This is a genomic window from Salegentibacter agarivorans (genome assembly GCF_900113135.1).
In the GTDB taxonomy this organism is placed as follows: Bacteria; Bacteroidota; Bacteroidia; order Flavobacteriales; family Flavobacteriaceae; genus Salegentibacter; species Salegentibacter agarivorans.
Genome location: NZ_FOOH01000019.1, coordinates 1 through 25,621 on the forward strand (window position 1 = coordinate 1; position 25,621 = coordinate 25,621).

A 25,621-nucleotide genomic window follows, 5' to 3' on the forward strand; every position below is an offset into this window, starting at 1 on the left:
TGATGAAAAGCTGGAAAAGCTGGAAACCTCTTCACCGACAACTAAGGCGTATGGGTTATAAGGGGAATTTTCTTAAGATATCGGTAACCCGATGGAGAAACTCCTCCACCAATTTAATACACTATGCCCTGCCCAATAAGTACTTCTCAGAATTAGGGTTGTACGCAATGGACACAGTTGAAGGGAATACTTTGCATCAGTACTATCAAACAGTACTGAATAAGATTTAACATGAGCCGTGTACGAGACCCGTATGCACGGTTCTGGAAGAGGGATGAAGATAATAAATGCTCAAATATTTATTATCTTCACCCTACTTGATTATTTTTCTCTTTTTCTTCAATAAATTTGGCCATAAAATACGTACTTCTATGCTGATGATGCTGCAGCAATTTCCCAATAAAATTCTTTTGCCTATAGAAATCTATATTCTGAAATAAATCAGTGATTCTTTCTAAGAATTTCTGCTGAAATGCGTTTTTATTAAACCTGGAATTAATTATTCTAAAACCATTTTCTACCGAGGCTAGCCATACATTTTCTTCGGAATATAATTGCATCGCTTTTTCTACAAATTCTTTAGGATCGTTGGTTATAAAACCATTCCAGTTGAGTTCTCCCGCAATTCCCTCGGCACCAATGGGAGTTGTTACAGAAGGCGTTCCACATTGCATAGCCTGTATGAGTTTTCCTTTTAATCCTGCTCCAAACTGAATTGGCGCCAGGCAAACCTTAGCATTTTGCATTACCTCGGGTGCATTTTCAGCGCGGCCCTTTACAAGAAAACCTTCTTTTTCGTTGTGCAGATTCCATACCTTTTGGGAAGGATAAGCACCATAAATTTCCAGCTTGGAAGCTGGAAGTTGTTGTTTAATTAACGGCCAGATTTCTTCTTTTAAATATAATACCGCATTCCAGTTAGGTTCATGAAGAAAATTGCCAATACTTATAAAATTTTGTCTTTTACTGAATCTGGGCAATTCCGCTTTATTTCCTTCGGAAATTGATTCCAGGAGAAAAGGAAGGTAATGCAGAATAGTTTTAGGGATATTGAATTCATTTTGAAGCAAATCCATTTCAACTTCTGAAATTATCAGGCTCAGGTCGCAGCGATAAATACTCGCGACTTCCCTTTTGGTAATATCGACATCAAAATAAAGACTTTCTGCAGAAATATTTTTTTTATAAGCTTCAGTCCGTGTTTTTCTAAGAAAATGAAGATCTTCAGTATCTAAGATTTTTATTGCTTTCGGGCAGGTTTCATCAACTCTCCAGCCAAATTGCTCTTCAGTCATAAACCTATCAAATAGCACTAAATCCGGTTGAATTTTTTTCAGCATTTCATCAAAAGAACTATGATTCATTTTTATCACTTCAGAAGCGATATTCATCTTTTCTAAATCTACAGCAAATTTGCTGCGCGCTGCAGTGGTAACAAAGGTGATTTTGTAATTTTCAGCAAGAAAAAATTCTAATAATTGTAGCATTCGGCTACCGGCAGCAGAAGAATTAGGTTCGGGCCAAACACAACCAATTACAAGTAAATTGGGCATAATTTTTTTTCAAAAATACCGGAATTTAAACCAGTTTCCTAATTATAAACTAGCAGATAGCAGGAGAGAAGCAGTAACCCAGAGTACCAGGGAAACGATACCGCCAATGATAAAAAAGTGTCTAAAACGGTAAATTCCCATCCCATAAATTATGGTATTGGTTTGGTAACCTACAGGTGTAAAAAAACTAAAATTAGAAGCAAACAGAACCGATAAAATAAAGGGTTTTGGATCCATTTGCATACTCGCGGCAATACTTATGGCGATAGGAGTTATAATTATTGCCGTAGCATTATTAGAGATAAATCCGCTTAAAACCATCGTCACCAGGAATAAAATCCCAATTACAATAATATCTGTTTGGTTTTCAAAAATTAGCAATAATTGGTCTGAAATCCATTGATCGGCGCCGGTATTGTTCATTGCTACGCCTAAAGGAATCATCCCCGCTAAAAGAAAAATAATCTGCCAGTTTACCTGGGAATAAATTTTACCCAGGTCTATACATTTCGTAAAAATCATTAAAAAGCAGCCAATAAGTGCACTTTTTAAAATGGGAAAAATAGAAAATGCAGAGAGCGCAATAACCACTAATAGAATTGCAAGCGAAATATATTTTTTAGTTTTAGTGGTAACTTCAATATTCTTGTGTTGCTGCAAGATCGTTACATTTTCAATCTTTTGAAGTTCATCCAGTGCGCTTTCGCTAACTTCAACCAGTAAGCGGTCTCCAACCCTTAATTCTATTTCGTCTTTCCCCCGATTAAAAATTCTACGCCTGGGATTTCTAAAATTTCTTCGTTTTCTAATCGCCAAGGGTACCGCCCCGTGAAGATCATACCAACCCACGGTTTTTATACTTTTTCCTATTAATGGTGAATTTGGCAGCATTAAAATTTCCACTACCTGTACATTTTCCTCCAGTTCTTCAGAATCAGTAATAGGATCGGCTAATTTCCTATTATCTTCCTCTTTAATTACGGTAAATCCCTTAGCATCTTTTAATTTTATAAGATTTGCAAGATTACAGCGCAGTAAAAGCTGGTCGCCTTCTTTGAGCGTAGTGAATTTTCCTGGGCGATCGTTTATAATCCCATTTCGCTTTAGCCTTAGAACTTCAATATCTTCATTATTATATAAGAAACTTTCACTAATACTTTTTCCAATTACACTGGAGTTTTCGGTGACAATTACTTTAGTAATATATTCATCAAGATTATAATCTTCACTTATTTTAGTCTTTTTGGTGTTGGGGAGTATTTTAATTAAAGCACTTACTATAACAATGGTGATTACCATAAAAATAACTCCATACCACGTAAATTCAAAGAAACTAAACCTTTCAACACCCCTGTCTATAGCAACTGCGTTTACAATAAGGTTGGTAGATGTACCCATTAGCGTGCAACTCCCGCCTATAATACCCGCGAAAGAAATTGGTAGAAGCAATTTTGAATTGGGTATATCGTATTTAGCAGATAATTCTGTAATAATCTTTATAAAAACAATTACCACAGCTGTAGTATTTATAAATGCTGAAATACTCCCTGCAATAAACATAAAGACAGGTACCATTATAAATATTGGCAGAACCCTTAGATTTTTGAGTCCGCTGGCCAGCCAGTCTATAACCCCGTTTGTTTCCAGCCCTATGGCTATAATCATTAAAGCCAGTACCGTAATAGTTGCCGGACTGGAAAAGCCAGAAATAGCTTCTTCGGGACTTACCAGGTTAGTTAACAATAAGGCTGCAAGAATAAAAAACGCAATTTTATCTACCGGAAAAACTTCCAGGGCAAAGAAAACAATTACCACTATGATAATAAGAAACAATATGGCTATTTCGAGGCTCATTATTTAAATTTATAAAATAAAAATAAGGGAATACCGCCTGGTAGAATTCTTCTTCTGAAAGATTTATGAATTAATAAATCAGTATAATTTTTTACCGAAGCATATTAATTCCTATTTTGAAGTTTAAAACTAAATTATGAGCAGAGGATTTGTAAAAGAAGACGACCAGGAAGAAGCTCCTATTATCCCGCCAAGAGCGGCTTTACCGGCGGGTGAAACAAATTATGTTACGCCAAATGGATTAAAAGAATTAAAAGAAAAAGAGGAAAAGCTCACAGAAGAACGTGCTAATCTCGATAAAGAAAATGAAACAGAACGTAGAAGGGCACAGGCGGTTATAGATGGCAATCTCAAATTATTAAGAGAGCGAATTAGCACCGCGAGGGTTTTAGACCCTAAAGAACAACCTGAAGATGAAGTGCGTTTTGGAGCTTTGGTTGAATTGAAGCAAAATGGAAATATTCAAAAGTTTCAAATTGTTGGGGTAGATGAGGCTGATGTTAAAAAACAAAAGATCGCTTTTGTGGCGCCTATCGCAAAAGCGGTTACCGGTAAAAAGGTTGGAGATAAAATTGATTTCAAATTAGGCGAAGAAATCCGAAAACTGGAAATCTTAAAAATTACTTACTAATGGCCGTATATATTGTAATGGGTGTTTCGGGTTCTGGTAAAACTACTATTGGAAAACTTCTCGCTAAAGAATTGAATTTACCTTTTTATGATGCCGATGATTTTCATCCTTCAGAAAATGTGGAAAAAATGAAAAACGGTATCCCGCTGCAGGACGAAGATCGAAAAGGCTGGTTGGCCATTTTAGCTGAAAATATTCAAAAATGGGAGCAAGGCGATGGCGCTGTTTTGGCCTGTTCGGCTCTAAAAGAAAAATATAGACAACAATTAACTTCCATTCCTGAAGAATATTTAAAATGGATTTTCCTATCGGCTGATTTTGAAGTGATTTTAGAAAGGTTAAAAGCCAGGAAAGGCCATTATTTTAAACCAGAATTGCTCACTTCGCAATTTGAAACCCTGGAAGAACCACAATATGGATTACGAGTAAATGTAAATACTTCTGAAGAAAATATTTTAAAAGAAATTATGACAAAATTAAAAGCTCCTAAAGCTGAAATTGGGCTTATTGGACTTGGAGTAATGGGAAAGAGTTTGGCTTTAAACCTACTTTCAAAAAATATTAATGTTTCTGTTTTTAATAGGCAAGTACCCGGTCTTGAAGAAAATATTGCCAAAAATTTTGTTCAGGAAAATGCTGAAAAATATACATTTCAGGGTTTTGATGATTTAAAGGAATTTGTTTCGTCTTTAAATCGGCCCAGGAAAGTTTTATTGATGGTAAATGCCGGCGCTGCGGTTGATGCAGTGATAGAAAGTTTGCTTCCTTTTTTGGAAAAAGGTGATATCATTACCGATGGCGGTAATTCCCATTACAAAGACACCTGGAGAAGAGAAAAGATGTTAAGAGAACAGGGAATTCATTTTATAGGTTGTGGAATATCGGGTGGGGAAGAAGGCGCCTTAAAAGGTCCCTCAATTATGCCCGGTGGCTCTGCAGAAGCGTATAAACAAATGGGACCGCTTTTGGAAAAAATAGCAGCAAAAGATAAGACCGGAAACCCTTGCTGTACTCATATTGGACCCGATGGTTCAGGACACTTTGTAAAGATGGTTCACAATGGTATTGAATACGCCGAAATGCAACTAATTGCTGAAACTTACCATTTTTTGAGATTTTATACGAATTCAAAACCGACAGCAATTGCCAGTCTTTTTGAAGCCTGGAATAAGAAAATGAAAAGCTATTTACTGGAAATATCCGTAGATATTCTTCGAAAAAAGGAGAATGAAGACTTCCTGATCGATAAAATTCTGGATGCAGCTAAACAAAAAGGCACTGGCGGTTGGTCAACGAACGCCGCCTTAGAACTTGGTGTTCCGCTTGATACCATTACCGCTGCGGTTTTGGCCAGGAATATTTCCGGGATGAAGGAAATTCGGGTGAATGCCTCATATTTGTATAAAAATGATAACCAAAATGGAAATTTAGAAGAAATAAAAGATGAATTATTCCAGGCCTACAAAACTGCCAGTATAATTAATCATGCCGTAGGTTATGATTTACTTCGGGTTGCCTCATCAGAATATAGCTGGAATCTTAATTTATCTGAGATTTCCCGTGTTTGGACCAACGGATGTATTATTCGTTCCGGTTTGATGGAAGATTTAGTTGATATTTTTAAAGATTCAAATAATCATTTACTGCTTAATAAAAATATTATTTCAGAAGTAGAGAAAAATCAGGCTTCCTTGACGAAAACAATTAGTATTGCACTTCAGTCTGGTTTTGCCGTTCCGGTTTTATCTGCTGCCACCAATTATTTACTGAACTTTACTTCAGCTCAAAATTCTGCAAATATGATTCAGGCACAACGAGATTATTTTGGCGCACATACTTACGAGCGAACTGATAAGCCCCGGGGCGAATTTTTTCATACCCAATGGAAAAACAATAGTTAATGGAACTACAATTACTCTTTGCCGTTTTCGCCGGGATTGCACTTTTGCTTTTCCTTATTTTAAGATTAAAGATACAGGCTTTTCTGGCTTTGCTAATTGTTTGCATTGCGGTAGGAATTATCGCCGGAATGCCCGCTACCGAAATCCTGGAGACTATGAAGGACGGGATGGGCAGCACACTGGGTTTTGTAGCCACGGTAGTTGGTTTAGGAGCTTTATTTGGCGGAGTTTTGGAACAATCTGGTGGAGCACAACGCCTGGCTTCTTTCTTATTAAAGAAAACAGGTGATAAAAAAGCACCCTGGGCATTGATGGTTACCGGTTTTGCCGTAGCCATTCCGGTATTTTTCGATGTGGCTTTTATTATTCTGGTGCCGGTTACTTATGCATTGAGCAAACGTACCGGAAAATCACTTTTGCTGTATGCGCTACCTCTTTTGGCCGGTTTGGCAATTACGCACGCTTTTATCCCACCCACGCCAGGACCAATTGCGGTTGCAGATATATTAGGTGCCGATTTAGGTTGGGTAATTGTTTTTGGATTTTTGGCAGGAATTCCCGCAGCAATCATCAGCGGACCAATTTTCGCCAGGTATATTTCCAAAAGAATACAAATTGAACCCAAAACTTTTACCGAGGAAATAGAATACGATGAAGCAAAAGCGCCATCACCGGGACTAATTATTTCTATAATTCTAATTCCTATTTTTCTTATTGTAGCAAACACTTTAGTACAGAGTCCTTTATTTGAAGGGATTTCAATTCCGGAAGGAATTTTATATGCGATAGAATTAGTGGGACATCCATTTTCGGCATTGATTATTGCAAATCTTGTGGCCTGGTATTTTCTTGGAGTAAGGCGGGGAATGCAAAAAGAATTTTTACTGAAAGTAGCAACAAAATCTTTTCAGGCAGCCGGAATAATTATTTTACTTACCGGTGCCGGTGGTGCTTTTAAACAAATCCTGATCGAAACAGGAGCAGGAGAAATGATTGCCGATGCTTTAAATAACGCCTGGTTCAATCCGCTGGTTTTTGGGTTTATTGTAGCAGCTTTGGTAAGAATTTTACAGGGATCTTCAACCGTTGCAATGATTACCGCTGCGGGAATTACTGCGCCGGTTTTAACGGGTGGCGATTATTCTATGGCGCAAACCTCGCTTATTGTAATTGCAATTGCCTCAGGGGCTTCAATTTTATCCCACGTTAACGATAGCGGATTTTGGCTCGTTGGTCAGTATTTAGGTTTAACCGAAAAACAAACTTTTAAATCCTGGACGGTGATGACAACCTTAATAGCCATAGTTGGTTTGGCCGTTTCCCTAATTATATGGTTTATAATTTAATTAATCGGCTTCAACGGTGAATTCCAGGGTATCTACAATATCACCATATTCATCTATTTTGATTTCAAATTCAATGGGTTCGCTTGCAGTGTAATCTAATTTCTGCATTTGCACAGGATCAATTTCAGCAGTATAATTTCCGGGTTTTAATCCCAGGTATGTGAAATATCCGTCTCCTTCAGTTAAAATTTCTTTTACCAGGTTTCCGTTTTCATCCAGAATATTTACGGTAATTCTTCCCTGGCCGCGAAGACTGCTTCCTTCTTTAAAATAAACCATTCCGGCAACTTCACCTAAAACCTCTACCGGGACTTCAATCTCCTGAAACTGGTTAGGAACGGTATGTACCTTTATCTTTTCATTTTTCACTTTCCAGGCAATATTATCTAGGCTATTTGGATCTACTTCAAGAATAATATCTATATAAGGTTGAAGTTCGGTATAATTGTCCCGGGGTTGGCATATACATCAAATAAAGCGGCAGAGACCGGTTCCCCAAAATTTAGTTCAACAATATCGCCATTTACAGTGCGTTGGTCGTCATAACTTACACTAACATTCCCACCAGCACTACCGGCAGTAAACGAACCAAAATTAAGGTTTCTAGAAGTTCTAACTTCAACCTCTATGGGGACTGGCGGATTTTCCTGGGCTTTGATTTCAAATACTGAAAACATAAGCAATAACAATAAAAATGTGTTATTATATAAGCTTCTATTTTGCATAGTTTCCATTATTTTTTTATTAATACTTTTTTGCCATAATAAGCTTTACCTACCTGTAGGTTAATAATATAAACCCCTTCACTGGTAATCCCTTCAAAAATAACTTCGTCTTTGCCACCTGCTTCTTTTATTTGTAGAATTTGCCCCGTCATTGAACTGGCTCTTAAAATTCCTTCCTGATTTTCTTCTAAATTCATTTTCACCACCACATCTCCATTTTCAACTTCAACATCAAAAGGTTCGTTAAAAGCAATGGCAGGACTGGTTACCCTTTCTTCAGAAAACATTAATTCAAACCTGGAGTTATGAGTTCCCGCTTGAAGGTTGAAACTATATTCCGGATTATTTCTCAGGTTTTGACCTTTACCTTTTTCGTGGTCTATTAAATAAATATTGAAATTTGAATTAAAATTTTCTACCGATACCAGGTTGATCTTCATTTCACCATTTTCATCGGCTTTAATGCCCAATGGAATCTTTTTATAGCTTCTCGATTCCGGAAAAGGAATTGCGTTAATAGCCAGTTCCTTTTTATTTTCGGTTATATTATAAAAACTTGGTACAGCAGGATCGGTATTCATTAATTTATGGGCGTCCATTTCCTTTTCAAAATTAGGAGTGGCATACGAGGAAAAGTAGATCACCATAGGATCTTGCTGGATTGAAGTTTTAAAGCCAGCCTCCAAACGAATTAACGGTTTAAGATCTTCCTGGGTTCTTAAAAACTCCTGCTCAAAATCGTTTATTCGTACCCTGTTGTCCATTCCAAAACTTCCCGTCATTACATCCTGGGTATCAGAATCCATTACTTTAATAAAAAAGCCCTGCATAGAAGGAATAATATTTGAAGATTTTCCATCAGTTGTAGATACCTGATTTACATAAGCGGAATAGGTACCGGTATACTGACTTGTATCACTGGCGGTGAAAAAATAAATTCCGTCATCAATATTAGTTTTTGTCCAACCCTGGGAAGCATCCCAATCTATAGGGGAAGGGTATGGGTTTCCTACCAAATGAAAACCTCTTGTATATTCGCGATGATTATTTTCTAACTGCCGGGTGGGAATAGTACCATTGTTAACTTCACCACTTAACTCTATAGTTTGTGAAGCGGTTGAAGTTCCAAAATTAAGCGCATAACCTTCAGCATTATTTAAACTATTGGTAGTCGTGGTATAAACTTCCCAACCGGTAGCATCCCGAACAATATCATTTATATTGATATTTCGGTTTTCATTATAGCTGTAAAAGTGTGGAAATCCAGTAACTGGATCTTCAAAATCCATATAAGGAGCGAAATCTCCTACGGTGGAATTTTGAAATGGAGAACTAAAATATTTATACCCGAAAGCTTTATCCAGATAGCGTTGCATTTTTACGATGCCGATAACTTCACCATTTCCTGCACCACTTATTAACGCTGTTTGATTTTCATCGGAAATTAAGGTTAATCCATTTCCGGTATCGAAATTCCCTTCTACTACATTTAAAGTTCCGGTAATTTCTATTGTTGCTTGTGAATTTACCCCTGAAGTATTATCGATTCTTAAATTCTGAATGCGATTATATTGAAAAGCCGTACTAGGAATTGTTTGAGCTGAAGCACCTTGAAAAGAAATATTTCCGGTTACGGTATTTAGAATTCCGTTATTGGTAAGATCTCCTGCAATTCGTAACCAGTTTTCTTCAACCATAACTGAAGCATTGTTTTCAATACTTAAATTTTTTGTGTATGCATTAACACCAGAATTAATTTTCGGGTAATTATTTGAAGGTAAATTCTCAGGAATCAAAACATCGGTTTCGAGTGTAGGTAAGGCGTTACAGCTCCAATTGGCGGTATTGTTCCAGTTGGTGTTTTCAGCGCCGGTCCACGTGTTTTCTTCCTGCACAGGAATATATAAGACCGGGGATTCATTAGTACAACTACCTGAGTTTACAATTCGTTTTAACCAGATATCTGTGTTTAAAATTCCGGGATTATAATTTTGCTGGTTATTATTGCCCGGGGCATCAGCAAAACCAGAAGCAGGCCCTTCGGTACTTAATTGCCAGGTATATGAAATATTATTTCCTTCTATTTCTGTACCGCTTACGATGCCGGGATCTATTCCTTTACAAAATGCTTCAGAATAGGTTGCGCTAATATAAAGTCGTTTAAAGGTACCTACACAGGGATCGGTAAAAACACCGTTAGTCGCAGAAATTGTAGCCGAATTTTCTCCTAATAAATAAGCTTCTGTAACAGCCTGGCTGGTGTTGGCGTGGCAATTTTCATTAATATCAAAGTTCCCGGCATTATTAACAGGAGTTCCATAGCTGGCAAAATCTACATAAGTAAAAATCGTTTCCTCGGGCGACTCTATATTTACCTCTCCATTCTCATTTGCTGTTGTTTGAAGTGTATTTGTATTTCCGTTGAAAAATGAAATTTTATTATTAGCTATGTTAGTATTGATTGTAATTTCTATGGAATTTGAAATATCTTCATTACAATTTTGAACATTTACTTTTCTACGGTACCAGGTAGTTTCAGACACCGTTCCGGGATTGTAATCGGATTCGGTATTATTTCCGGGAGTCTGGGTAAAACCAGTAGTCCCACCAGTAGTGCTTATTTCCCATTCGTAATTGTATCCTTCTCCCAAATCTTCTCCAATTAGTCTTTCTGCATCAAATACTCCGCAAGACTCTTGTGCACCGGAAATTGTATTATTTTTAATAGAATTAATCACATTTATGGTAACCGATTCATTTGGATTATTATTTGTACAGCCATTGGCATCAGTAATACCCAGGATTTCAATGGTGGTATTTTGCTGAATATTGATTGGGTAATCAAAATTTCTTTCGTTAATACTTAAATTAAAAGTTTGCCCATTTATTGAAGCTTCAATATTCCAGGGTGCTGTACCGGTAAAAGTACCGTTAATATTAGCCTGGCCACTACAAATAATTAAGGGAGCGTTTAACGAAACTGTTGGCATTTCTGGGCATTGGTTTTCCCCAACGTTGAGAAAAGCTGTATCTGAAATAGAAACACAACCATTAGCATTCGTAACTAAAAGTCTGTAGCGCGAACCATCTACCGGAAAATACCCTACAGTAAGTAGTTCCAATCTTTTGGTTTTGGTACCGCTGTAATTAGCATTATCATTAATATCATACCAATTTGAACTATAGGTTTGCCATTGGAATGTTAAGTTGTTACCAGAAACTCCAGCTTCAATGATAGCATTTTCACCAAATCCTGCCGTAACATCTTGCGGCTGTTGGGTTATTGGATTTAAATTTACTTGCAGATTTGCCGGTTGAGAATATACCTTACAATTTTGATTGGAAACAGCTATTCTATATAAATTGTTATTGAAATGAGCAGGAGCGTTTATAATATCAAGTTTCTGAGAATTTACATTCTGATAAAATTCGTTGTTCGAAATATTGCTCCAGGAAATACCACTATCTTCACTTACCTGCCATTGACGTTGATCGTTTGAAGTATAGGTTTGAAAGGAAATATCATTGCCTTCGCATACAATTTGATTAGTAGGTTGGGTGTAAATCCCTTGGGGGCTTTGGTATAGATTTAAAAGTGCAGGGTTAGAGGTGACTGAGTTACCATGCCTGTCGGAAATTTTAACTCTAAACTTTATATTGTTTAAAGAAGTTTCAACCACATTGATACTTAAACCTGATGTTTGTGTTCCTGAAAAAATTTCTCCATTATCAATATTGTAAAATCCAGTATTACCGCCGTTATTTCTCTGCCATTGATAGGATAGATTTTGTCCCCGAGCAATTACGTTGAAATTAATTGGATTACCTGTACAAGCTGTGAAATTCTCGGGTTGCTCAACAATATCAATCGGCTTTTCTACAGTAATAATAGCAACATTTGATCTTTTACTTGCCCGGTAAGCATTTGCCAAGCGGTTGTTGCTACTGGTTAGAGTAGCTATTCTATAAATATAATAAGTGCCTTCGGTATTAAATGGTTCTAAATTTCTATTTGGAGTAAAACTTGCATTTGTTGCTCCGGGAATTGCAGTAGTTTCCCCATTTTCTGTTGTACTATAAACCCATTGATATCCATTTCCAAACCTACTTATTCCACTCGGCAGACCATTAAATTCATCTCCGGTAATTGTTTGGCCAGATGTCTGGAAATTAAGTGTTTGATTGAGATTATTAGATAAAATATTTTTTATTATAAGTTGGGGCTCCCCAATACTAATACGGTTTCCTCCGCTGTTTTCATAATAATCTAGCACTAAATTGCTATTACCAGATAGGCTTAATAGAATATTCTGATTGCGATATGCGTGATCATTCCAATCGTTATAAATTAATTTACCATCTACACTTAGCCTGCTACCATCATCAGAACCTGTATTCAAAGAATATAGCCCGCTTAAAGAACTGTTCATTCTATAGCGTACAGAAAAAGTTTCGGTATAGATAAAAGGTGCACAAATACCAGTTCCTATTTGAAAATTGTTGGTGTCGCCACCAAAGCTTTGGTCAAAACTTAGATTTTCTGTATATCCCCTAATATAATTATTGAAATTTTGATCAAAAGTTATATTTTGGTTTGTTCCATCATAAACGTGGCCTATCCAGGAGTCGTTGCCGGCTTCACTTTCCTGGTAAAACGTAGAGGGGTTTATTGTAAAAGTATTGGATGGAACAGAGCGGGCATTGGGATTTGTAGATTGAACCTCTAAAGTATAATTTGAGCCACTAAATCCTTCAGGAATAGTTAAGCTTGTGGTAATTTCAAAAAAGTTTGTACTTCTAGCTCCCGGTGCGGTTTGAGAACTAAATGATTTTATTTCTTGAGGTCCATCTTGAGAGTTAAGGAAAATTTTATAGTTTGTACTGGTGGTAAAAGGTATAAAATCGGTATAATAAAAAATTAAAAACCAGTTTCTTGTATAGCCATTTCTTACCTGGAAAGAGATATCTATTTCCTCTCCGGCACAAATTAGATTGGTATTAGTATTAATAGTAAGATTGTTGATTTCGGGTGAATATACCTGCCCCTGCACAAAACAACTCCCAAGCAGACATATGCATAAGGTAAGAATACGTGCAATAGGGGGCATCTTCATTTTATTTGGAAAAATTAGTTTTTGCTTATAGCGAAGTGTTTTGAATATTTTTATAATTCATAAATTTTACTCGCAAGCGTTTCTCCCTTTTCTTCCGCATATGAAACTTCCAATTTTCCACTATTCAAATCAACTTCAGTAGCATTTCTAAGCTCAAAGCTAAAAATCCTTTTTTCATTAGGCGTATACACCGAAACTCCTTTTACCATCCCAACCTCGGTTTGAGTACCATTAGGGGCGATATGAGTTGCTGTTAAATTCCCGTAGACTGACATATTTCCGGAACGATTAATTACCAGAGACAATCTTGGGTTCTCAGTATCCGTCTCTAATGCAAGATCGGTAAGTGTAATATTTGTTGTAGATGTTCCTGCTCTAATAATAATGGGGATACTAATTCCAAATACAGTTTTTATGTTAATGGAAATTCCATCGCTTTCTTCGGTTTCTTCTGCACCAAGCGCGGTTTGATCTTCTACTGCACGAAAATACATATGGGAACGGTATTCACCCTGTTCCAGGTCTCCGGTTCGGGTCTTTTGTACCCGAATAGTTTGTGCTTCATTAGGAGCCAGAATCACACGCCTTGGAAAATAGCGAAGAAAATCTTCAGCAAATCGCTGACCTTCTTCAGGCGCTTCCACCTGTTCAAAATTTCCTTTTTCGGTCATGATGTAATTCACAAAAGAAATAGCATAAACTGCGGTATCGCTGCCGGTATTAGCCAGGTTGATTTCCTGGGAACGCTCAGAACCTTCAAATACCAAACGTTTAGGCATAATCATAAGATCTCCCTGCGCGTATGTAGCAAGTCCTGAAAAAACAAAAATAAAGAAAAGGAGTAGGGGGCTAAGTAGTTTTTTTATCATATCCTGGGGCTGGATTTTGGGTTATATCATTGTGTACAAAAATACTAAATAAGAATTTACCTGTTAAGGAAATCTAAAAATTTAATTATAGGATACCGTTACATTAAATCCGGAAGAATTAGTATAAAAGCCGGAAGTCTGGTTGGCTTCAAGGTTTAAAGTACCGCCAATTTTAATGATATCGATAACATTGCCTTCCTGGGGTTGAATAATAAACTGATCTATAACAAGGACCTGGGTAGGATTTTCCTGGTTATATAACGTAAATTGTTCGGGTAGGCTAATAGAATAATTATTATTGCCGTGAGTAACTACTGCTTCGGCGGGGTTTACCGTTCCCGGAATAGAATTAGAAATCTGTACGCCATAAGCAACCCGCGAACCATCTGGCGACAAAATCACCTGTCCTGGGTTATAAGCACTTATTACGTTACCAAAATCAAGGTCTACCGTTTTATCAATTTTAATAGGATCTATAACCGTTGCCCTGCTATTTACCGTAACTGAAGCCGAATTTTGCGCAAATACGCTAAATCCGATTAAGCTAAAAAATAAAATGAAAAGATAATTTTTCATTGTGATTTATGTTAAAGCGATTAGACAAGAAATTGGTTTAAACTAAAAAACGCCGCCACAGCGGGCGGCGTTTTAAATATTCTTAGATAATATTATTCGTAAGAAACCGTTACTTGAACTTCACCTTCATAAATTCCTTCTGCTGCATCAGATGGTACATTTAATGTGCCACCAACGGTAAAAGAAGTTGCACTATTATTAGCACTGCCCGCTGTTGAAGTTAGATTAGTTAAGGAAAGCGTGTTTTCGCCTAAAGTAGGAGAATCAACTACATCTAGTTCTAAACTATAAGCAACGTTGTCCGACTTAGTAACAGTAAAAGTAGGAACCGAGAAAACATCGCCAGGAAGAACCATATCAGTTTCTGAGAAATTTTTCTCACTGCCGTCAGGTAAAATTACGATAGTAGCGTCATTGACAGAGGTAGTAAAAGTCCCGAAATTTAAGACTCCAGAACTAGCTATTCCTAATGGACTAACTATTTCAGCATTAACTTGGGCTTCTCCAGTTACGGAGTTTTGTGCAAAAGCAGTTCCAGAAATAAGGCTTACAAGTAGGATTAAAGTAATTTTTTTCATTTTGAGTATTTTTTAGTTTTTGATTTGGGTTCAAAAGTTTAACACTGCAAATATGGGGGTAAACCCTTATACGAATGAAACTTATTCGATAATCAAGATAAAATACTCGTTGAAATGCACGTTTAGATAAATTTATGATAAAACTACAACGATATAGTAGTTTTTGTTGAGGAATATTCAATTGTAGTTTACGGTAACCTGTAAATCATTATTTGTTTTATAGTCTCCTGGTTTCTGATTAGGATTAACAATTAGACTGGCGCCAACTCTTATTGTTTTACCATCACCATTTATACTGCTCCCATCATAATTAGTAGTAAAATCCTGAAGTATCATACTTTCACTTCCGCTGCTTAATCGGTGTGTTCCCCTGGGCAGGCTTATCCCAAAAGCAAAACCACTTTGCCCGGTAACTTCAAAAGTAGCGGCAGAAAAATTTCCTCCATCAGCTAAGACTAACTCCCCAGTGGTAATTCTGGTATTTTCGGGAGTAAGAATAACCGCACCACCATTTTGAGCATCAATATTTGCGAATTGCATATTAGAAGTGGTAGTGATTCCTATAGGTTGAATAATTGTGGCAGAAGCTGTAAAATTTGCTGTAGCCGAGGCTTGAGCAAAAACAGGAGACATTCCTGTAAATAGAAGAATTAGTGTTATTAAATAAAATCGTGTCATTAAGATAATGCATTAAATAAATTCTCGGATTATAAAGATATAAAACCCCCTTGATTAATCATCGATAAAAGACATAAAATATCGATGAAATACGTTTTTTTTGCCAATTATTAAATCTAAAAGCTTAATTCGCTCTTAATTTTTGTCTATGTAGTGGTTGATGAGGATCTCATTAAGGATTTTCTAATAATCTGAAACAAATTCTTTATTTCGAAATCCTAAATTCAGTAGCTTATGAAAAGAATATGTTTAAATTAGAGGTTTAATCTACTATCTGAAAACAATTTATCTATGAGAAACGCTTACACCACCAGTTTGAACCTTCAGAATACCGATTTTGGTTTACTCTTATTTAGAATATTTATCTCTGGCTTAATGCTTACCCACGGGGTTCCAAAACTTATTACATTTTTTGGGAGCGAGGAGATTGCTTTTGCAGATCCTATTGGGTTAGGGGAAACCGTCACCTTTACTTTTGCTGTTTTTGCAGAATTTGTATGTGCCATACTTATATTATTTGGATGGGCTACCCGGTTTGCAGCAATTCCTTTAATTATTACCATGGCTGTGGCTGCAATTATTGTTCACTGGACCGATGGTTTTGGTCGCCAGGAATTGCCTTTACTATATATGGGAGGATTTCTCTTGCTTTTCTTTACCGGTGCAGGTAAATTCTCCCTGGATTATTATCTTTTAAAGAAAAAGTAATGAAAAATGAGCGTAGGGATTTTTTAAAGAAAACCGGGTTGCTGGGAATCGGCGGATTTATCAGTCCGTTTTCTGTTTTTTCTGAAAATCAACAAAAACGCTTTCAATTCCAGCAAAATTCCTATTTAATTAAAGAGGCCTGCGTTCTCAGTATGGATGAAGAATTTGGCGATTTTAATTCTGCTGATGTCCTTATTGAAAATGGAAAAATAACAAGGTTGGGAAAGAATATTGAAGGTCCCTCATACACTGAAATAATAAATGCCGAAGGCGGTATTTTAATTCCCGGCCTTATAGATTGTCATTGGCATTTATGGACTTCCTTATTAAGAAGTATGGCCGGGGATTCTGCCGAAGAAGGTTACTTTAAAATGACGGCGCGTTATTCCAGGCTGTACTCGCCTGAAGATATGAAACTGGCCGCAACTTATGCTATCGCTGAAGCAGTTCATTCGGGAATTACCTGCATAAGCGATTATAATCATAATGCCAGGAGCCCGCAATTTGTACAAGCCAGTTTTGATGCTATGGCCGCAACGGGCATTCGAGGTCACATTAGTTATGGAACCTATCGTGACTTACCCGATAGCCAGCCTACAGATTTTAAAGGAATTAATGAATTAAAACAGTTTATCGATTCAAATTCAAAGTATAAAGGTATTAGTTTGGGTCTTGGTTCGCGCTCTGTGAATTATAATAATCTTGAAAAAGACTGGAAGCACGCCCGGGATTTGGGCTTAAGAATTACCATCCACGCAAGTTCAAACGAGAGTCAGAAAGGTCAGATAACCTCACTTTTTAAAAAAGGTCTTTTAGCTGAAGATGTCAATATTATTCACGGCAATGCAATAACTCCAGATGAAATTAAAATGCTAGAAGATACCGGGACGAGTCTTACTATGACACCATATTCTGAAATGCGCATTGGCTACGGACTTCCTAAAATAAATGAGCTGTACGAAGCTAATATTAATTGCTGCGTAGGTATAGATACTACCGCTTTAACAGGTAACGCTCATTTACTTGATACTTTGAAAATGCTCCAAAATCTCGCAAATGCGAATGCCAAAGATGAATTTTACCTGCATCCAAAGGAAGTTTTAAAAATGGCCACAATAAATGGAGCTATAAATTTGGGTATAGATAAGAAGACAGGTTCTATCACTCCTGGAAAAAGCGCCGATTTGGTTTTACTTAAAAAATCTGATATTAATTTTTCTACGGGGAATAAACCTTATCACCTGGCAATTGAAGCGGCGTTGCAGGAAAATATTGATATGGTCATGGCAAAAGGAAAGATTTTAAAGTACGATGGGAAGCTTACTGGTATAAATGCCAAAGACTTAATAATTCAGGCTAAAAATCGTTTTGCCGAAATGGAAAAAGAAATTAATTAAAAACCTTCCCGAAATTACAGCTTTACAGGAAGGTTTTCAAACTTTTCGTTAATCTATTTAAGCTTTTATCTTGCTTTAAATTCAACTAGTTATCCTTTGTAGTATCAGGATCGGGAATATCATCCAGGTCTCGCTTTTCTTTCTCGGTTCCTCTTTTATTAAATCGGTAATTTTCTTCGTCTACCAATTCATCCCTATCATTTTTGGCAGTTTGATTACTACCGGGGATATCTAAATTATCGGCAGTAAAATCTACCGGTTTTTCCCTGTCTAATTCTTTATCCTGACCTTTATTCATACTTCGACCTTTTTTATTTAAGGCTTGTTTATCTTCAGAAGTAACATCAGAATCATACTTTTTCTTTTCTTCTTGCTTACTCATATCTCTATATTTTTCTTTTAAATTAAGAAATAGAAGAGAACCTTCAGGTTAAAAACTGGTTAAAATAAAAAGGCCTAAAAAGAATTAAATCTTTTTAGGCCAGTAATATTGGAAATACGGTTGATTATTCAGATTCCAACATTGCAAAGAATTTATCCAGGTTAGGTATAATTACAATTCTGGTTCTCCTATTTTTAGCTCTACTTTCGTTATCTACATTATCTACTAATGGTTGGTAGCTACTTCTACCAGCGGCGATAAGTTTCTCTGGTGCAACATCGTACTTATCCTGAAGTAAACGAACAATTGAAGTTGCTCTTCTTACACTAAGATCCCAGTTATCCTGGATGTAAGAACCTTCTACCATTGTACGATCGTCTGTATGTCCTTCAATCATCACTTCCATGGCTGGCTCAGAGTTAATAACTTCAGCAAGCTTTTTTAGTAAAGGTTGTGCTTTGTTAGATACTCTGTAGCTTCCGCTTCCAAATAATAGTTTATCTGAAACATTGATCATTACTACAGTTTCATCTACAGTAATATCAATATCTTCATCATCAGAGCCTTCAGAAATATTGCTTTTTAAATTATGAGAAACCGCAAGGTTAATAGAATCTTCTAAAGTTTCGGCACCCGCTACTTTTTCAGGATCCATCTTTGCGATTGTTGCCCGCATCTGGGCCTTGTTATTATTAGACATTACAGTAAGATCGTTCATTTCCATCTTACTATCGTTCTCCTCGCGTAAAGAATTGATTTTTGAGTTGTAATCTGCAACGCGTTCTTCTATACGTGCAAATTTTTCTTCGATTTCCTCTTTTTCTACCTGAGTTTTTTGCAACGTACTACGGGTATCGTTTAATTCCTCTTCTAAAGTTACATACTTTTTCTTAGAAACACACGAGCTTAGCATTGTTGCGGCTAAAACGGTTACGGCGATTGTTCTTTTCATATTTCGGATTTTTTAAGTTAGGCCTTGTATAATTTAGATTTGGTTTTTTGTAAGGCTTGTAGATATTGGGCGAGAATCATACCATGTTGGTAAAGTAGTTGATAGTAGAAAGTAGGTAAACCCCGGTTGTTTTTTTACCTTCTCATTTTATGAGACTTAGAAAGACCCTTTAAGGAGAAATTAACTTTGTAGAACGGTTTTTGAATATATTTTCTATTTGATGAAACCTGTGGAATTCTTTTAAAATCTGTGGTAAAATTACACACATTCCTCAAACTTAAAAGTCAAATTTGCTCCATTCTCGTCAGTTTTAAACGACTTAACTACAATAAGTTGAGATTGAATTATATAAATATTAGTACTAATTTAAAAATGGGGAATTATGAAGAATTTAGAATCTTTTTACCGGTTGGTTTTCGCATTACTGCTTGTCTTTAGTTTATCGACGGCTTGTAGTAATGATGACGATGTAGATGAAGTAGATGATGTAACCGATGATCTTACAGATGATATAAATGGATCTGACGACGGCAATGGAAATGGAGATGGAAATGGTGAGCCCGATCCTGATGCCGCAGCTGTTTTTGTTTTAATAGATGAAGAGAGCATAGATAACGGAAATGAACCAAATGATTTCTCTGAAACCGATGTAAATGATGATATTTCCGAAATAGGCCAGAGAGAGGTGCTCGCATATTTTAATGAAAATACCGGGGAAGAAATCACACTTTATACCGGCCAAACCGGCGACGAAGCCTGGTTTGTATTAAAAGAGATTCCATCTTCCTGGGATGAAGCGGGGCCAAATGAAAGTGGCGCGAGAAATTTCATGGAAGCCGGCCCCGGTTTGGGACAGGACGAAAGTGAAGATCTATTAGATGAAGTTCCCGATGTCACGCCACTTAGAGCAACCGGCTTGTCCATGTTAACTGGTCAAACCATTATTGCCGTAGTTTATGATAGCGATATAAGTATTAATTACGATCCTTTAGTAGGAAATTTGCAGGGAGAAAATCTTGGGGTAGTGGCTTTTGAAGTATTAAATGTTACTGAAAGAACAGATGGTTCAGATTCAGATCTTCCTTCTGTAAATATCAGGATTTTAGAATATGCAGCAGTTGAAGCATTGGGATTGAACTTATTTAGCAACGCGCCAACGCCTGAATCTTCTTCAGAACCTGAAGATACCACCCCGCCAGAAACGATTCCAGATATTGAATTAAGTCCCGCTGAATAATGCTTAATTAACTAAACCTTAAGCCTAAAAACTTCATTTTATTGTAAGAATACAATAAATTTGAAATTCTAGCGATCACGGGATTTGGAAAAAGAAAAAAAGAAGAAGAAAAAAAGATACCGCATATTAAAGATCCTCGCAAAATTCTTTGCGGGGCTCTTTATTTTTATAATACTTTTGCTGCTTTTTATTAGAAGTCCCTGGGGCCAGGACATCATTAAAGAGCAGATAGTGAAGAATATTTCAGGTAAAACGAATACCGAAATTAGCCTCGATAAACTCTTTATAACCTTTGCCGGAAATATCCAATTGGATGGTCTTTACCTGGAAGATAAAAAAGGCGATACCCTGGCCTATTCGAAATCCCTGGAGGCCGATATTCCTATTTGGCCCATTATTCAGGGCAATGCTATAAGTATAGATAATATAGATTGGGAAGGCTTAAAAGCCAATATTACCCGAAAAGATTCTATTGAAGGTTTTAACTACGAATTTTTAATTGAAGCCTTCGCGGCAGATTCTACCCAACAAACTCAAACCACGACCGCACAAGATACTACTGCTTCACAGGAAATAAATATTGGCGATTTAAATTTTAAAGATTTTGACATAACATTTCAAGATGATGTTATGGGAATTGATACCCAGATTGAGCTTGAGGAACTCATCGTGGAACTGGAAAAAACCGATCTTGAAAAAATGGATTTTCGTGCCGGCAATGCCAGTATAACCAATGCACAAATAAATTATACACAAACCAAACCATTTCCTGAACCACAAAATGAAGAACCGGTCCCTATGCCTTATTTGGTGGTAGATAATTTTAACCTGGAAAATGTGCAGGCTAATTATAATTCTATTCCAGATGGTATTAATGCGAATCTTGATATCAATGAATTTTTAGCTGAAGTCCCATTAATGGATCTTAAAGCTCAGGAGATTAAAGTGAATAGTATTGCACTGAATAATTCTGATATTAAAGTTGAAATGAAAACTTTAGAAAAACCTCAGGATACCACTACAACCGAAGCTTCCCCTTTTACCTGGCCCGAATGGAAAGTTGCTGTAAATGAAATTAATTTTTCTGAAAATAAATTGAGTTATTTAATAGATAGCGCTGAGCCTAGACCGGGGAAATTTAATCCTGAAGCCCTGGTACTTGATTCTCTTAATTTTAATGGCAATAATTTATTTTTAAAAGATCAAAATGCAGGAGCAGAGGTTACTGCCTTAAATTTTAATGAAGCTTCAGGGATAAATTTGAAAAAGCTGAATTTCAACTTAAAACTTGAAGAAACGCAATTAAACCTTTCAGACCTGGCATTAGCTTTAAATAAAAATCAATTAGAAGGTGAGGCTACTGTAAAATATAATTCCATCCAGGAGTTGATTAATAATGCTGAAAATGCAGAGCTTGCGTTAGATTTACCCACTATTTCAGTAGATCTAAAAGATGTTTTTAGATTTCAACCAGATTTGAGATCTAATCCTTATATGAAGGAATTAAGCACAAATAACGTATCAGGAAATCTTCTGGCTTCAGGAAAACTTTCGGCTATAGATATTTCACGTGCCAATTTTAGATGGAAAAACACTTCATTTTCAGCTAATGGAAATATTTACAACGCCACAGATCCCAATAATATTCAGTTAAATATTCCTCGTTTTAATGCAAAATCCCGAAAATCAGATCTCACGGGTTTTGTAAGTGAAAAAGATTTGGGTATCAATATTCCTAAAAATATTCAGCTTAGTGGGAATTTTAAAGGAGGCCTGGAAGATCTTTCTACCAAAGCCCTTTTACAAACTTCAGAAGGGGATATTCGTATAAATGGGAACTTCTCAAACCAGGAAGAAATTGTTTTTGAAGGAACCATGACTTCAGAAGAACTTCAGCTTGGAAATATTTTGCAAAATGAAAGCCTGGGTGCATTAAATATTGAAATTGAAACTTCCGGGAAAGGAAGTACAATAAACACGCTAGATGCTACACTAGATGCGAAAATAACTTCATTTGCATATAACAACTACGAGATAAAAGATCTTAATATTCAAGGTGATATTGAAAATGGAAGCGGGAATATCACTTCAAGTTATAAAGACGATAATTTAGAATTGGCGTTAAACTCCCAGGTAGAGCTAGATTCGGTTAAACCTAGAGCGAATCTTAATTTAGATCTAAAAGGGGCCAGGTTACAGGAACTGGGATTGGCATCCCGGGATATTCGGTTGGCCTTTAAACTGGCAGCCCAATATGAAGGTAACGCAGAAGAATATGAAACCTATGCCGATATTAAAGATGCGGTGGTAGTTTATGATAATAACACCTATCTCCCCGGAGATTTAAGCGCTCACGCTTTTGTGCGCACCGATTCTACTTCGTTGCAAATAAATAATAAAATCTTAGAGCTGGATTTAAACTCCAATGCCGATCCTGTAGATTTATCTAATGCGCTAAACCGCCATTACGAATCTTATTTTACCGAGGTAGATCCGTTAGATACCGTGCAAAAACCGGTCAATCTAAAACTGCGGGGCACTATAATGGACGATCCTGTTTTGAGTGAAGTTTTCTTATCTAATTTAGAAGAATTAGACACTATTCATATTGAAGCCGATTTTAATGAAAAAGAGCGAAAACTTGACGCCCTGGTAAGTTTGCCATATATAAATTATTATAGCAGTGAGATTGACAGCCTGGAATTCAGCTTAAATTCCGATCCCGATAATTTTAATTTTAACCTTGGATTTAACGCGATTAACTCTGGGCCTATCGCAATCCAAAAAACCGATTTTCACGGAAGTCTTACTGAAGATAAACTATTTCTTGATTTTACCTCAATGCAGGGTGAAGAGCGTTTAATTCATATGGCTTCAGAAATTATAAAACCAGGAGACAGTATTGAATTTCATATTAATCCGGAAGATTTAATTCTTAATAAAAAAGAGTGGAATATTGCCGCTAACAACAAGATGGTGATTTACGACCAGGAAATTACTGCGAATAATTTCCGGTTAACCCGAAATAACCAGGAAATGCTATTAAGCAGTGAACTTTCTTATTCAGATAAAAATCATATAGGCTTAGAGTTTAAAAACTTCAATTTAGGTGCCATACTTAATTATTTTAATCCCGAAGAAGAATTAGCCACCGGGCAATTAAACGGCCATTTAATTTTTGAAGATCCGTTGCAAAAAATTGGAATTCTGGCAGGAATGGAGATCAACCAACTTAATGTAATGCAGGTTGAACTTGGTAAACTAAGTTTAAATTCTACCCCGAAAGCCGATTTTTTATACGATGTTGGCCTGGCGATAAAAGGCGAAAACGTAGATCTTGATATGAGTGGCGATTTCCAGGCGCTAGATTCTACAACCGTGGTAGATATGGAAATGCAGATTAATAAAATTAATATGAAAACGGTTGAAGGTTTTTCAATGGGAGCCATTAATAACGGTGAAGGAAGTTTTTCTGGAAATTTGAGCTTGAGCGGGACTACAACCGAGCCGGAATATAACGGCGAGCTTCAATTTGATGAAGCTCAATTTCGGGTAGCACTTCTTAATGCCCCTTTCAAATTCCCATCAGAAACTTTAGAATTTGATAATGCGGGAATCTATTTTAATGAATTTAGAGTGGAAGATAAAGATGCCAACTCGTTTGTAATAAATGGAGAGGTTTTAACCGAAAATTTACTAAATCCTGAATTCAATTTAAATTTTAAAGCCAGGAATTTCCAGGTGCTTAATTCTACCAAAGAAGATAACGAAATGTTCTATGGCACCGCCACCTTTGATGCCGATGCCACTCTAACCGGCGATCTTAATATTCCTATTTTAGATATGAATATCACTATAGGTTCTAATACCGATTTCACCTATGTAATGGTAGAAGAAGAATTGGCTATGCAGGAGCGAGACGGAATTGTGATTTTTACAAACCGGGAAGATCCAGATGATATTCTTACCGGAAACGAGGAAGAAGAATCGGCTACGCTCACGGGTTATGATATTAATGCCAGGATTAATATAAATGAAGAAGCCGCATTTAGTATAATTATAGATGAACAAACCGGCGATAATTTTAGGGTAAAGGGAGAAGGAGAATTAGATTTTAATATTTCACCTAACGGAAGAATGACCCTGGCTGGCCGATATACAATGAACGACGGGCACTATGAAATGAGTTTATATAATTTGGTAAAGCGTAGATTTGATATCGCTGAAGGCAGCCGAATTTCCTGGGCGGGAGATCCTTTTGACGCTTCTTTAGATGTGAGTGCTATTTATAGGGTAGAAGCATCACCTTCTTCGCTTATGGCTACCACACAGGGTGCAGGGAATAACCAGTTTAGAAGAGAGTTACCATTTTTGGTTTATCTTAATGTAGATGGAGAATTAATGCAGCCTAAATTATCTTTTGGGCTACAAATGCCAGAAGAAGAACGGGGTGCCGGTGGTGGCCAGGTTTACGGTCGCTTACAACAATTAAACAGTCAGGAAGCAGAATTAAATAAACAGGTTTTTTCCTTGTTGGTACTTAACCGTTTTTACCCAACATCAGGAAGTGCTGGAGACGGTGGCGGAAATCTTTCTATTGCCCGCGATAATTTAAATCAGGCCTTATCAGATCAATTAAATATGTTCTCGGATAAATTACTGGGAGATACCGGTGTGGAACTTAATTTTGGCGTAGATAGTTATACCGATTACCAGGGAAATACCGCTACCGAACGTACCCAGGTAGATATAGAAGCCCAAAAGCGCTTACTGGACGATCGTTTAATTGTGAGTGTGGGGAGTGAAGTAGATGTGCAGGGAAGTAATAGGCCCGGGGAAGAAGCCAGCCCGGTAATTGGAAATGTAAGCATAGAGTATTTGCTTACCGAAACCGGGAGATTTAGATTGAAAGGTTTTAGAAGAAATGAGTTTGAAAATGTAATAGACGGCCAGCTAATTGTTAGTGGTATAGCCTTTATCTTTACTCGTGAATTCAATGAATTTCAGGAATTATGGGATAATTTCTTCCTGAAAGAAGACGAAGAAGAACAGGCTCAAGATAATGAAGAAGAGAAATAATAGAAATCGGCGTTTTTTAGAATTATTTACTGGCAAATTAT

Annotated in this window: 19 protein-coding genes; 8 read left to right on the forward strand and 11 right to left on the reverse strand. The window is 36.7% G+C overall.

What is annotated here, in order from left to right:
- Positions 1-230 (forward strand): hypothetical protein (locus BM084_RS19290; RefSeq protein ID WP_218152244.1); only part of this gene is annotated, 230 nt, incomplete at its 5' end.
- 78 nt (positions 231-308) lie between these two features.
- On the opposite strand, the gene BM084_RS13480 is transcribed toward BM084_RS19290, so the two are convergent.
- Both BM084_RS13480 and BM084_RS13485 read right to left on the reverse strand, forming a co-directional pair.
- Positions 309-1,553 (reverse strand): glycosyltransferase, encoded by a 1,245-nt coding sequence (locus BM084_RS13480; RefSeq protein WP_093305466.1) that lies wholly within the window; start codon positions 1,551-1,553, stop codon positions 309-311.
- A 42-nt stretch (positions 1,554-1,595) separates the two neighbouring features.
- Complete coding sequence (locus tag BM084_RS13485) at positions 1,596-3,407, reverse strand: SLC13 family permease (protein WP_075326963.1); 1,812 nt, start codon at positions 3,405-3,407, stop codon at positions 1,596-1,598.
- Between the two features lie 136 nt (positions 3,408-3,543).
- Here BM084_RS13485 and BM084_RS13490 point away from each other — a divergent pair, with 136 nt between their 5' ends.
- Genes BM084_RS13490 through BM084_RS13500 form a run of 3 tightly spaced genes read left to right on the forward strand, consistent with a single transcriptional unit; the run spans position 3,544 to position 7,285 of the window.
- A complete protein-coding gene (locus tag BM084_RS13490) occupies positions 3,544-4,038 on the forward strand; it encodes a GreA/GreB family elongation factor (protein WP_075326962.1) in 495 nt (164 codons plus the stop codon).
- Positions 4,038-5,939, forward strand: coding sequence for an NADP-dependent phosphogluconate dehydrogenase (gene gndA, locus BM084_RS13495; protein WP_093305468.1), 1,902 nt, complete (start codon positions 4,038-4,040; stop codon positions 5,937-5,939). Before BM084_RS13490 ends, gndA begins: the two co-directional genes overlap by 1 nt.
- The gene (locus BM084_RS13500) at positions 5,939-7,285 is read left to right on the forward strand and encodes a GntP family permease (RefSeq protein ID WP_093305470.1); all 1,347 of its coding nucleotides are present in this window, start codon (positions 5,939-5,941) and stop codon (positions 7,283-7,285) included. Before gndA ends, BM084_RS13500 begins: the two co-directional genes overlap by 1 nt.
- On the opposite strand, the gene BM084_RS13505 is transcribed toward BM084_RS13500, so the two are convergent.
- From BM084_RS13505 to BM084_RS13535, 7 genes are all read right to left on the reverse strand, one after another.
- Entirely contained in the window at positions 7,286-7,654 is a 369-nt protein-coding gene (locus tag BM084_RS13505) for a hypothetical protein (protein WP_093305473.1), read from the reverse strand.
- A gap of 50 nt (positions 7,655-7,704) precedes the next feature.
- Positions 7,705-8,010: a DUF4402 domain-containing protein gene (locus tag BM084_RS13510; protein WP_177195707.1), complete on the reverse strand. Its 306-nt coding sequence runs from the start codon at positions 8,008-8,010 to the stop codon at positions 7,705-7,707.
- A gap of 8 nt (positions 8,011-8,018) precedes the next feature.
- Positions 8,019-13,118 carry an SUEL-type lectin domain-containing protein gene (locus BM084_RS13515; protein WP_177195708.1) on the reverse strand — a complete coding sequence of 1,700 codons (5,100 nt, stop codon included), beginning with the start codon at positions 13,116-13,118 and terminating at the stop codon, positions 8,019-8,021.
- 56 nt (positions 13,119-13,174) lie between these two features.
- Positions 13,175-13,993: a fimbrial biogenesis chaperone gene (locus tag BM084_RS13520; RefSeq protein ID WP_093305480.1), complete on the reverse strand. Its 819-nt coding sequence runs from the start codon at positions 13,991-13,993 to the stop codon at positions 13,175-13,177.
- 81 nt (positions 13,994-14,074) lie between these two features.
- On the reverse strand, positions 14,075-14,569 hold the full coding sequence (locus BM084_RS13525) for a DUF4402 domain-containing protein (protein ID WP_093305482.1): 495 nt from the start codon (positions 14,567-14,569) through the stop codon (positions 14,075-14,077).
- A 92-nt stretch (positions 14,570-14,661) separates the two neighbouring features.
- Positions 14,662-15,147, reverse strand: a complete 486-nt coding sequence (locus BM084_RS13530) for a DUF4402 domain-containing protein (protein ID WP_075326955.1) — start codon at positions 15,145-15,147, stop codon at positions 14,662-14,664.
- Between the two features lie 177 nt (positions 15,148-15,324).
- Positions 15,325-15,825, reverse strand: a complete 501-nt coding sequence (locus BM084_RS13535; protein WP_075326954.1) for a DUF4402 domain-containing protein — start codon at positions 15,823-15,825, stop codon at positions 15,325-15,327.
- Between the two features lie 291 nt (positions 15,826-16,116).
- On the opposite strand from BM084_RS13535, the gene BM084_RS13540 reads away from it, so the two are divergent.
- Both BM084_RS13540 and BM084_RS13545 read left to right on the forward strand, forming a co-directional pair.
- The gene (locus BM084_RS13540) at positions 16,117-16,533 is read left to right on the forward strand and encodes a DoxX family protein (RefSeq protein ID WP_075326953.1); all 417 of its coding nucleotides are present in this window, start codon (positions 16,117-16,119) and stop codon (positions 16,531-16,533) included.
- Entirely contained in the window at positions 16,533-17,930 is a 1,398-nt protein-coding gene (locus tag BM084_RS13545; RefSeq protein ID WP_093305486.1) for an amidohydrolase family protein, read from the forward strand. Before BM084_RS13540 ends, BM084_RS13545 begins: the two co-directional genes overlap by 1 nt.
- A gap of 85 nt (positions 17,931-18,015) precedes the next feature.
- On the opposite strand, the gene BM084_RS13550 is transcribed toward BM084_RS13545, so the two are convergent.
- Both BM084_RS13550 and BM084_RS13555 read right to left on the reverse strand, forming a co-directional pair.
- A complete protein-coding gene (locus tag BM084_RS13550; RefSeq protein WP_075326951.1) occupies positions 18,016-18,312 on the reverse strand; it encodes a hypothetical protein in 297 nt (98 codons plus the stop codon).
- A gap of 124 nt (positions 18,313-18,436) precedes the next feature.
- Complete coding sequence (locus BM084_RS13555) at positions 18,437-19,264, reverse strand: OmpA/MotB family protein (RefSeq protein ID WP_075326950.1); 828 nt, start codon at positions 19,262-19,264, stop codon at positions 18,437-18,439.
- Between the two features lie 382 nt (positions 19,265-19,646).
- On the opposite strand from BM084_RS13555, the gene BM084_RS13560 reads away from it, so the two are divergent.
- The gene (locus BM084_RS13560) at positions 19,647-20,501 is read left to right on the forward strand and encodes a hypothetical protein (RefSeq protein ID WP_177195709.1); all 855 of its coding nucleotides are present in this window, start codon (positions 19,647-19,649) and stop codon (positions 20,499-20,501) included.
- A gap of 84 nt (positions 20,502-20,585) precedes the next feature.
- Positions 20,586-25,580 carry a translocation/assembly module TamB domain-containing protein gene (locus BM084_RS13565; protein ID WP_093305488.1) on the forward strand — a complete coding sequence of 1,665 codons (4,995 nt, stop codon included), beginning with the start codon at positions 20,586-20,588 and terminating at the stop codon, positions 25,578-25,580.
- Positions 25,581-25,621 lie beyond the last annotated feature (41 nt).